The organism is Populibacterium corticicola, assembly GCF_042683685.1.
Lineage (GTDB): Bacteria > Actinomycetota > Actinomycetes > Actinomycetales > Cellulomonadaceae > Timonella > Timonella corticicola.
Genome location: NZ_JBHUOP010000005.1, coordinates 214,400 through 224,349, shown reverse-complemented (window position 1 = coordinate 224,349; position 9,950 = coordinate 214,400). Strand labels below are relative to the sequence as shown.

Sequence of the window (9,950 nt, the reverse complement as noted above, 5' to 3'; positions counted from 1 at the left end):
TATTGAGATATCAAACAACAACCACACACCAACCCAAACCCCCACCACAACAGCAGGAACCCGAACCGGGGCAACCTCTCAACCCTACCAGCACCACACCACAACCACAAAAACGATCACAGCACAACACAGGAAAAGAGAAGAGGAGGTGGTCAGCATCATCCCCACCGGCATACCCCGTGGTGTCGTGCTGACAGATAAAAACATTAGTGGCCCACGACTATGAAAATCAAACCCACACAACGTGACACCGCACACAGCGGCTCCTAACTGCGTAAACGCACCTCAATCGTCGCCAATGCAGACAGAACTAAGAGACCACCATACGGTTCGCCCAGAGACCACCAAGCAGCGCCAAAAGTACGGGCACAAAGATTTAACCGAAATGCTCACGTCTACCGCGGTCCTAGCGCGATAGCATCGAACAGGTTCAACTTCCGCCTCCCCGCTCCCAGCGACTGCAGGCAAAGCAAGCCACACAGATCTCAGTTGAACGCCGAACACACAGTTAAGGACAGGCCCCATGGACGCACGGACATCAACCGTCTCCCCCGAGGCAGCGCAGGACCACGAACCATCTCCCGCATTGGATGCCACGGAGTTTGTCCGCGTTTTCACAAATGAACTGCAATACACCCGCGGTGTCACACTCCCGCAGGCTTCCAATCAAGATAAATACATCGCACTCGTGCGCACGGTTCTGCGCCCGCTGATTGACCGCTGGCAGGCAACGCAGGCCCGTCAAGCTGAACAGAACGGGAAGACAGTCGCCTACCTGTCGGCGGAGTATTTACTGGGCCCACAGACCGGGAATGCGCTGCTGTCTACCGGACTCGAGGACACCGCCCGCGAGGCGCTGTCCACCCTTGACATTGACCTTGACGAACTCATCGCGCACGAGATCGAGCCAGGTCTCGGGAACGGTGGTCTGGGACGTCTCGCCGCGTGCTTCATTGACTCCTTGGCGACCAAGGACATCTCAGCCATTGGCTACGGCATCCGCTACAACTACGGTATTTTCCGCCAGACGTTCGTCAACGGACACCAGGTGGAACAGCCAGACACCTGGATGTCACACGGTACGCCGTGGGAGATCACGCACCCTGAACTTGCACAACCTATCGGTTTTGCAGGTCGTGTTGAGGACACGATCAACTCCGCGGGGCAACCTGCCCGCAAGTGGGTACCGGGCTGGTACGTCCAAGCCGTGCCCTGTAACTATCTAGTTCCGGGCTACGGAACCGACACCGTCAACACGCTGCGTCTGTGGAGTGCCCGCGCAGCCGATGAGTTCAACCTGCACATCTTCAACTCCGGTGACTTCGAGAACGCGGTTCGCGCCCGCACCTACGCGGAGAACATCTCCAACGTGCTCTACCCAGAGGACTCGACTCCACAGGGTAAGGAGTTGCGCCTTCAGCAGCAGTACTTCTTTGTGGCGGCCTCCATCCGCGACCTCGTTGCACGCACCCTCGAACGCGGGGTTTCCTACGCGGACCTGCCACAGCACATCACGTTCCAGTTGAACGACACCCACCCGGTCGTTGGTATCCCGGAACTGATGCGCCTGCTTGTGGATGACCATGAGCTTGAGTGGGACGATGCTTGGAGCATCACCCGCGAGATCTTCAACTACACCTGCCACACCCTCCTGCCTGAGGCTCTTGAGGTGTGGCCCGTTGACCTGTTTGGCCGCCTGCTGCCGCGTCACCTTGAGATCATCTACCGCATCAACGAGGAGTTCCTGAACGAGGTTCGCCTCAATACCGGTAACGAACTGTTGGTCCGCCAGATGTCGATCATTCAAGAGCAGCCGTTCCGCGCAGTGCGCATGGCGCACCTTGCGACGGTCGGTTCACGTCGCGTCAATGGCGTTGCAGCATTGCACTCGCAACTGCTCAAGGACAATGTGCTCAAGGACTTCTCGGCGTACTGGCCGGACAAGTTCACGAACGTCACGAACGGTGTCACGCCACGAAGGTTCGTACGTTTGTCCAACCCGGAGTTGTCAGACCTGCTGAATGACGCGATCGGCACCGGTTGGGTGCGCGATCTCTCGCAGCTTTCGCAGCTTGAACCGCTTGCCGACGATTCTGGTTTCCTTGAGCAGTTCGCGCTGGTGAAGGCGCACAACAAGTCGCGTATCGCGGCGGTCCTTGCGGCCCGCGATGGTATTGAGCTTCCATCGGATGCGATCTACGACGTCATGGTCAAGCGCTTGCACGAGTACAAGCGCCAGTCCCTTAAACTCCTGCACGTGGTGTCGCTGTATGCACGCGTTCTTGCGGGAACCTTGAACGCTGAGGACATCGAGCCTCGCGTTGTCGTGTTCGGTGCGAAGGCAGCGCCGGGCTACCGCATGGCCAAGGAGACAATTGCCCTGATCAACGCCGTGGCGGCCCGGATCAACAACGCCCCCGAGCTTCAGGGGCGTTTGAAGATCGCCTTCCCAGCAAACTACAACGTCACCCTTGCAGAGAAGTTGATTCCTGCCGCTGACCTGTCCGAGCAGATCTCGTTGGCCGGTAAGGAAGCGTCAGGTACGGGAAACATGAAGTTTGCCTTGAACGGGGCGCTCACCGTCGGAACGCTCGATGGCGCAAATGTTGAGATCCACGAACTCGTGGGCGACGAGAACTTCTTCCTCTTCGGCATGACTGAACCTGATGCTGAGTCACTCGCTCAAGCCGGGTACGTGCCATCGAAGTTCTACGAGAAGGATGCCGATTTGAAGCTCGCAATCGACCTGATCGCCTCGGGTGCGTTCTCGAACGGTGACCGCAGTGCGTTCGAGTCGATTGTCTCGGACTGGCTGTGGCACGACCGGTTCATGGCTCTCGCTGATTTCCGCTCCTACCTGGACATCCAGACAAAGGTCGAGGAGAAGTACCGCGACAAGGCCGCGTGGAACCGTTCAGCCGTGCTGAATGTGGCCCGCACCGGGTTCTTCTCCTCTGACCGTTCGATCCAGGACTACCTGGACCGCATCTGGATGGAGAAGTAACCGGTACTACACCCGGGCAATCTGTAAAAGTGGTGTGACCTGCAACCTGTATAGTTGCGGGCCACACAACTTTTGTCTAGGAAGATACTAGATTTTCGACGAGTCGGGCTGGTGCGCTTTCATCTCTCGACCTAGCCGGGCTGGGTCGGGACGGGAGTGCGTGAGGTGACCGGATCGTCGCCAAGCCAGCGCCCCAAATTAGGGGTACTGGTTTTGTCTGGTGTGCGAGTGCCTGGGACACTCGCACACCAGACAAAACCAATACCCTTAACCACACCCACCCGCGCGGAAGGGGTGGAGATCAGCCGATGACGCCAACCCAGCCAAGCACGAGATACACGATGTATGGCAGCGAACCAATGACCGCGCCAAGTCCAGCTACGAGGAGGCGTCCACGCATCCGGTCGGTTTTTTGCAGGCACGCCCCTACGATCACAATCAGCACGCCAACACCAGCCGACAGGAATGCCAACGCCGGTGAGGTAACCAGCGCCACTAGCAGTGGGATCCAGAACCACGCGGTCTTGAACAGCGACGGTTCAGAAACCTTCTTAGCGACCTTGCGCGCCGCCTTCCTCTGCTCAGCGGCGGAAAGTTGGGTTGCCTTACGGACCTGTGGGGTGTGGGCCTTTTTCTTCTTCGAACGGCCCTTCGTTGCGTTTGCCATGACACGAATGTAGTCGTTGCGCCGTGAAAAACAAAAGGGCCGAACCTCCTAGATGGAGGTTCGGCCCTACGCAACGTCGAATTACGGGTACGACGCGTTGTTCCAACGCTTCTTCTATGGGAGGTAGGCGTCAGGCGGAAAGGATCTCACGCATGAGAGCAGCGGTTTCCGACGGGGTCTTGCCCACCTTCACACCTGCGGCTTCCAGCGCTTCCTTCTTCGCTGCTGCTGTTCCGGACGAACCGGAAACAATAGCACCAGCGTGTCCCATGGTCTTACCCTCGGGAGCGGTGAATCCAGCGACATAGCCGACAACAGGCTTGGTCACGTTTTCCTTGATGAAGGCTGCAGCGCGCTCTTCAGCGTCACCACCGATTTCACCGATCATGACAATTGCCTCGGTCTCTGGGTCTGCCTCGAACGCTGCCAGAGCATCGATGTGGGTGGTGCCGATGACAGGGTCACCACCGATTCCGATTGCGGTGGAGAATCCGAAGTCCCGCAACTCATACATCATCTGGTAGGTGAGGGTGCCAGACTTCGATACGAGTCCGATCTTTCCTCCACCAGTGATGTCGGCTGGGATGATGCCGACGTTGGACTTTCCGGGGCTGATGATACCTGGGCAGTTCGGGCCGATCAGGCGAACACCCTTCTCGGCTGCGAGGGTGTAGAACTCTGCGGTGTCTGCCACGGGCACGCCCTCGGTGATGATGACCACCAACGGCATGCCTGCCTCGATGGCCTCAACGACAGCGGCCTTGGTGAAGGCTGGTGGCACGAAGATGACCGACACGTCCGCACCAGTTTCCGCGATTGCGTCCGCTACCGAACCGAAGACAGGAACGGAAACAGTCTCTTCGCCGCGTGGGAAGTCAACCGAGGTTCCGGCCTTGCGTGGGTTTACACCACCAACAATGTTGGTTCCCGATGCGAGCATGCGGGTGGTGTGCTTTTGTCCCTCGGAACCGGTCATACCCTGAACGATGACGCGGGAGTTTTCGTTGATGAAGATAGCCATGTGTCTTCCTTCTTCCCTATCAGGCGTTCGCGAGTTCGGCGGCCTTATCGGCTCCACCGTCCATCGTCTCGGCAAGGGTTACGAGCGGGTGGTTAGCTGCCGTGAGGATCGCGCGACCCTCTTCAACGTTGTTTCCGTCGAGGCGCACGACGAGCGGCTTGGTTGCTGCATCGCCGAGGATTTCGAGTGCCTTGACGATACCGTTGGCCACCTCGTCACATGCGGTGATACCACCGAACACGTTGACGAACACCGACTTGACCTGTGGGTCGTTGAGGATGACATCAAGACCAGCGGCCATGACTGCCGCGGAAGCGCCACCACCGATGTCGAGGAAGTTAGCTGGCTTCACGCCACCGTGGTTCTCACCGGCGTATGCGACAACGTCGAGGGTACTCATCACAAGGCCAGCACCGTTACCGATGATTCCGACCTGTCCGTCAAGTTTGACGTAGTTGAGGTCGTTTTCCTTTGCCTTTGCCTCGAGTGGATCGGCTGCTGCCTTGTCCTCGAGTGCTTCGTGGTCTGGGTGACGGAAACCCGCGTTTTCGTCGAGCGAGACCTTTCCGTCGAGGGCAACGATCTTGCCGTCTTCGGTCAGGACCAGTGGGTTGACCTCAACGAGGGTCGCGTCTTCCTCGGAGTAGACAGTCCACAGTTTCTGGAACGTGTCAACGATCTGGTCCTTGATGTCGTCCGCGAAACCAGCAGCCTCAGCGATTTCGAGGGCCTTGGCAGCGTCGATTCCGACGTTGGGGTTGACCTCGATCTTTGCAAGGGCCTCTGGGCGTTCAACAGCGAGCTGTTCGATTTCCATTCCACCCTCAACACTTGCCATTGCAAGGTAGGAGCGGTTTGCGCGGTCGAGCAGCACCGAGAAGTAGAACTCCTGGGCGATCTTGGCGCCAGCAGCGATCATGACTCGGTGGACGGTGTGACCCTTGATGTCCATTCCGAGGATTTCGCTGGCGCGTTCTTCCGCTTCCTGTGGCGAGTGAGCGAGCTTAACGCCTCCTGCCTTTCCACGGCCACCGGTCTTTACCTGGGCCTTCACGACGACTGTTCCGCCGCCTAGTTTCTCTGCGCCTTCGCGTGCCTCTTGTGGAGTGGTTGCAACGACGCCGCCCAATACAGGTACGCCGTGCTTCTCGAAGATGTCGCGAGCTTGGTATTCGAACAGGTCCACCCTGCTGAGTCCTTCCATCGACCGGGCTAGAAAATATCTCGACGTCGAGACATTTTCTTAAGATTAACTGTTATCGGGTCTTAAGTCACACAAGGGCCTGTGGAGTGAACCACTTTTGTCAGCCTCCCGCGCAAAGCCCTGTGGTGAAAGGCATGGAGCCTCTCCGCCAAGTCCTAGAGTTTGGTGACCGGGGCAAACCTGAGAAGCAGCCGTTTCGGCCCATCTCCCCCGAAATCCACGGTGGCCGTTGCGTTACGCCCAACCCCCTCCACGGAGACAACCGTACCGAGACCAAACGAGTCGTGCGTTACCCGATCTCCAGCAGCCAGTTGCGGGATGTCTGCCTCAGACTTGGCCCTGGGGTTGTTGAACATCGGTGTCTTGTCTTGGGAAGTAGCTGGCTTCTTTTTCCACGCAGGCGTCGGGTCCCTACGCGGACCACGTCCACCGATGGGAGTGCCAAAGTCATCGTCGTCAGAGAAGGACCTCTGTGAGTATGAACCGCTTCCTGAACCATACGATGTTGGCGAACCGTAGCCGTATCGTGCTCGTGCGCTTTCCGCGCTGGATTGGCGGCGCGCCCAGTCCCACAGTTCCTCAGGAATCTCATCAAGGAACCGTGATGGTGGGAAATCGTTCGGGGCGCCCCACGATGACCGGGTGGAGGCACGTGTGATGTAAAGGCGTCGGCGCGCACGGGTGATTCCCACATAGGCGAGTCGGCGTTCTTCCTCGAGTTCGCTTTCATCCTGCAGAGCGCGCATGTGCGGGAAGGTTCCGTCCTCCATACCGGTCAGAAACACGACCGGGAACTCGAGTCCCTTCGCGGTGTGCAGTGTCATGAGTGTGATGACCCCGTTGTCGACGCGTGGTGTGTTCTCGTGCCCGGCATCATCGCTCGATGGAATCTGGTCTGCGTCCGCAACGAGTGAGACCCGTTCAAGGAAATCTGAGAGCGTCCCCTCGGGATTCTCCTTCTCGAACTCGGAGGCCACGGCATGCAGTTCTGCGAGGTTGTCCACGCGAGTGCCGTCCTGGGGATCGTCGCTTGCGCGGAGCTGCACAAGATAGCCGGTCTTGTCGAGAACGTCTCCCAAGATTTCCGCCGGGCCCGCCGTTTGCGCGGTTTCGCGCAGTTCCTTCATCAAGTCAGTGAAGGAGCGCAATGGGTTGAGCGTGCGTGCAGTCATGCCGGGAATCGTCCCGGCTGCGAACATCGCATCGTTGAACGACACCCCATCACGCTCAGCAGCCGCCGCAATGAGCGATTCTGCCCTGTCCCCTAGGCCACGCTTGGGTACGTTGAAGACGCGTCGCAGGTTGATGTCATCCGCGGGGTTATTGATTGCGTGCAGATACGCGATTGCATCCTTGATTTCCCTGCGTTCGTAGAACCTGGTGCCGCCGACAACCTTGTAGGGCAGGCCCACGCGGATGAGGACTTCTTCGAGTGCACGCGATTGGTTGTTGGTGCGGTAGAAGACGGCGATATCACCGGGTCGAACACCGTGTTCATCCTGCAGTTTGTCGATCTCTCGAGCAATATAACGAGCTTCTTCGTGCTCGTTGTCACCGACGTAACCCACGATCTTGGCTCCATCGCCAGCCGCGGTCCATAGGTTCTTCGCGCGGCGGCCACCGTTCTGGGAGATCACCGCGTTGGCTGCGGTAAGGATGTTCTGCGTGGAGCGATAGTTCTGCTCAAGCAGGATCGTGGTGGCGTTCGGGTAGTCCTTCTCAAACTCAAGGATGTTGCGAATGGTCGCGCCACGGAATGCGTAGATGGACTGGTCAGAATCGCCCACAACGGTCAACTCCCCGGGAGGCACCGCACCTTCTGCGGGACCAACAAGCATTTTGACCAGTTCATACTGGGCATGGTTGGTGTCTTGATACTCGTCAACCAGAATGTGCCGGAACTTCCGGCGGTAGTGCTCGGCAACCGCAGGTGCCTTCTTGAACAGTTCGACAGTGCGCACGATGAGGTCATCAAAGTCCATGGCGTTGGCCTGGGTGAGCCTACGTTGATAACGCTCGTATACGTCAGCGACGATCGCGTCATATTCGCTACCGCCAGGGCTCTCGCGAAGTTCAATCGGAGAGACGAGCTCATCCTTGAGATTGGAGATCTTGTGCGCCAAAGACTTTGCGGTGAAGCGCTTGGGGTCCAGATCAAGCTCGCGCAGGATCAGGGTGATGAGTCGCTGGGAATCTGCGGAGTCATAGATGGAGAACGATTTCTTCATGCCGATTGCCTCAGCCTCACGGCGTAGAATCCGCACACAGGTGGAGTGGAAGGTGGATACCCATATCCGTTCGGCGTCTGGCCCCACGATCTGGGCGACACGCTCGCGCATCTCTGCTGCCGCCTTGTTCGTGAAGGTGATTGCGAGGATCTGACTTGGCCAGGCTCGCCCGGTTGCCAAGAGATAGGCGATGCGGTGGGTTAACACGCGGGTTTTCCCGGAACCCGCCCCGGCAACAATCAACAGTGGCGTTCCAGCATGTTGAACGGCTTGTGCCTGCTGCGGGTTGAGCCCGTCAAGCAACCTGTCAACAGCAGCAGACGAGTTGTCCTCCGGCTCTGGAATGAACGCAAAGTCGGGGACTTCATCCTCGGCAGCGGACGTGAACGTGGGCAAGTTTCCAAACAAAGAATCCATAGCCTTCTAAGCCTATCCGTCTTGGCTGACATTCTTTTGTGTTCTACATCGCTCCACGCTGTTCTCCCCATCCGCTGGGGGCGGGCGCTACCAGCCCACCCGTATCGTCGGCAATCCGGATTTACGACGAGTCCACGGTATGCAAGGTTCTCTCGCGCCGTGCGTGGCCTGCTTAAGTGATGATGAGTCCGACAATCCACAGCGCAGTTGCGACAAGTGCCGCACACAACTCGACCAGGATGGTGAGTCCGGTGGCTTTGAGGGCCACGACCGTGGAACGCCACGCCGCATCAAGCTGCTGTTCACGAATGTATTCGCACACGAATACTCCGCCGATGAATCCAAGCGGAAGACCCAAGACTGGAATCACGAAGAATCCAACCGCACCAGCCACAAGGCCAATGAGAATTGACGAGTTTCGGACAGTCGAACGTTGAAGGTGCCTACCTGCAACAAGGAACTTCAACCCAATTCCACCGATCGTCACAACCGCTGCCGCAGCGAATATCCACCATGCCGCAGCGCCACCCGTGAGGATCGCCCACATGAGGATCGCACCGAGGACGATAAACCCACCCGGAATGATCTGAATGATCGCCCCGATGAGGCCCACCAGGATGGCCAGAGCGATGAATAGGTCTTGAGGAAAGATCATGATCCAAGGCTATCCGGACCCAGCGACATTCGTTCTTCCCAACCCCGAAGCCCAAAGAGGGCACGCAACCAGCAGGTGCATGCCCTCCAAGGAACAACAGTCTCAGAGGTGACGCCCGCCCCAGAACAGCGCGAGTGCGATGTTCACAACCGTCAGCACCCCGATCGTGGTGATCAGAGCGCGTGGTGCATCGTCTCCGGCCTTCTTCGCACGGAACGCGAGGACAACCACCACGAGGTTGATGAGCAATTTGATGCCGATCTTCATGTGGTTGACGGTTCCGTCACCCATTTCCGCGATCCCGACCATGAGCACACCGGTGACCAGCGCGGTGAGCGCCGCGTGCGGGATGCCCTTGTACAGTCCTGGCTTTTTGATTGTGGCAATCCACCCGCCAAGGACAATCGCCCAACTGACGAGGTGCAGGAACAGGAGCGCTACATAGAGGAAATTCATGTCTCAATCCTAGAGATTTTCCGGAATCGTTGCCATCTTGCTTAAGAAATTTTGGGAGTAGGGTCGATCACACAAAACGGCGATTTTCCTCGAAAACCCAAGATAGATTCCATGAATTGAGGTGACCTATGTGAACCTCTGTAAACAATCGTTAATTTGTCACGCACGTCGTTAACAATGGTTAACTCCATATTTTGGACGCCCTCGACGCAGTGTTTTAAGACGCGTACCGTTCCATTTATGACCCAAGGTGCCTCCTCGCAACTCGCTGCCGCATCAATGATGCGTGCTTCGTTTG

The 9,950-nt window shown here is 57.8% G+C and carries 7 protein-coding genes; 1 reads left to right on the top strand and 6 read right to left on the bottom strand.

The annotated features are described in order from the left end of the window. Positions 1-523 precede the first annotated feature (523 nt). Entirely contained in the window at positions 524-3,004 is a 2,481-nt protein-coding gene (locus ACFSYH_RS12955) for a glycogen/starch/alpha-glucan phosphorylase (RefSeq protein WP_377467456.1), read from the top strand. A 301-nt stretch (positions 3,005-3,305) separates the two neighbouring features. Here ACFSYH_RS12955 and ACFSYH_RS12950 read toward each other — a convergent pair whose 3' ends face one another. The 6 genes from ACFSYH_RS12950 to ACFSYH_RS12925 form a co-directional block, all read right to left on the bottom strand. Next, entirely contained in the window at positions 3,306-3,671 is a 366-nt protein-coding gene (locus ACFSYH_RS12950; RefSeq protein ID WP_377467454.1) for a hypothetical protein, read from the bottom strand. 130 nt (positions 3,672-3,801) lie between these two features. Then, positions 3,802-4,692, bottom strand: coding sequence for a succinate--CoA ligase subunit alpha (sucD, locus tag ACFSYH_RS12945; RefSeq protein ID WP_377467452.1), 891 nt, complete (start codon positions 4,690-4,692; stop codon positions 3,802-3,804). Positions 4,693-4,711: 19 nt separating this feature from the next. Further along, the gene (gene sucC, locus ACFSYH_RS12940) at positions 4,712-5,878 is read right to left on the bottom strand and encodes an ADP-forming succinate--CoA ligase subunit beta (RefSeq protein ID WP_377467450.1); all 1,167 of its coding nucleotides are present in this window, start codon (positions 5,876-5,878) and stop codon (positions 4,712-4,714) included. Between the two features lie 173 nt (positions 5,879-6,051). After that, complete coding sequence (gene pcrA / locus ACFSYH_RS12935; RefSeq protein WP_377467448.1) at positions 6,052-8,541, bottom strand: DNA helicase PcrA; 2,490 nt, start codon at positions 8,539-8,541, stop codon at positions 6,052-6,054. A 172-nt stretch (positions 8,542-8,713) separates the two neighbouring features. After that, a complete protein-coding gene (locus ACFSYH_RS12930; RefSeq protein WP_377467447.1) occupies positions 8,714-9,196 on the bottom strand; it encodes a DUF456 domain-containing protein in 483 nt (160 codons plus the stop codon). Between the two features lie 102 nt (positions 9,197-9,298). After that, positions 9,299-9,652: a hypothetical protein gene (locus tag ACFSYH_RS12925; RefSeq protein ID WP_377467445.1), complete on the bottom strand. Its 354-nt coding sequence runs from the start codon at positions 9,650-9,652 to the stop codon at positions 9,299-9,301. Positions 9,653-9,950 lie beyond the last annotated feature (298 nt).

Bases quoted from the DNA above. Each gene is read 5' to 3' on its own strand.
- ACFSYH_RS12955 (WP_377467456.1), top strand. From the start codon at position 524: ATGGACGCACGGACATCAACCGTCTCCCCCGAGGCAGCGCAGGACCAC.
- ACFSYH_RS12925 (WP_377467445.1), bottom strand. From the start codon at position 9,652: ATGAATTTCCTCTATGTAGCGCTCCTGTTCCTGCACCTCGTCAGTTGG.
- sucD (WP_377467452.1), bottom strand. From the start codon at position 4,692: ATGGCTATCTTCATCAACGAAAACTCCCGCGTCATCGTTCAGGGTATG.
- ACFSYH_RS12950 (WP_377467454.1), bottom strand. From the start codon at position 3,671: ATGGCAAACGCAACGAAGGGCCGTTCGAAGAAGAAAAAGGCCCACACC.
- pcrA (WP_377467448.1), bottom strand. From the start codon at position 8,541: ATGGATTCTTTGTTTGGAAACTTGCCCACGTTCACGTCCGCTGCCGAG.
- ACFSYH_RS12930 (WP_377467447.1), bottom strand. From the start codon at position 9,196: ATGATCTTTCCTCAAGACCTATTCATCGCTCTGGCCATCCTGGTGGGC.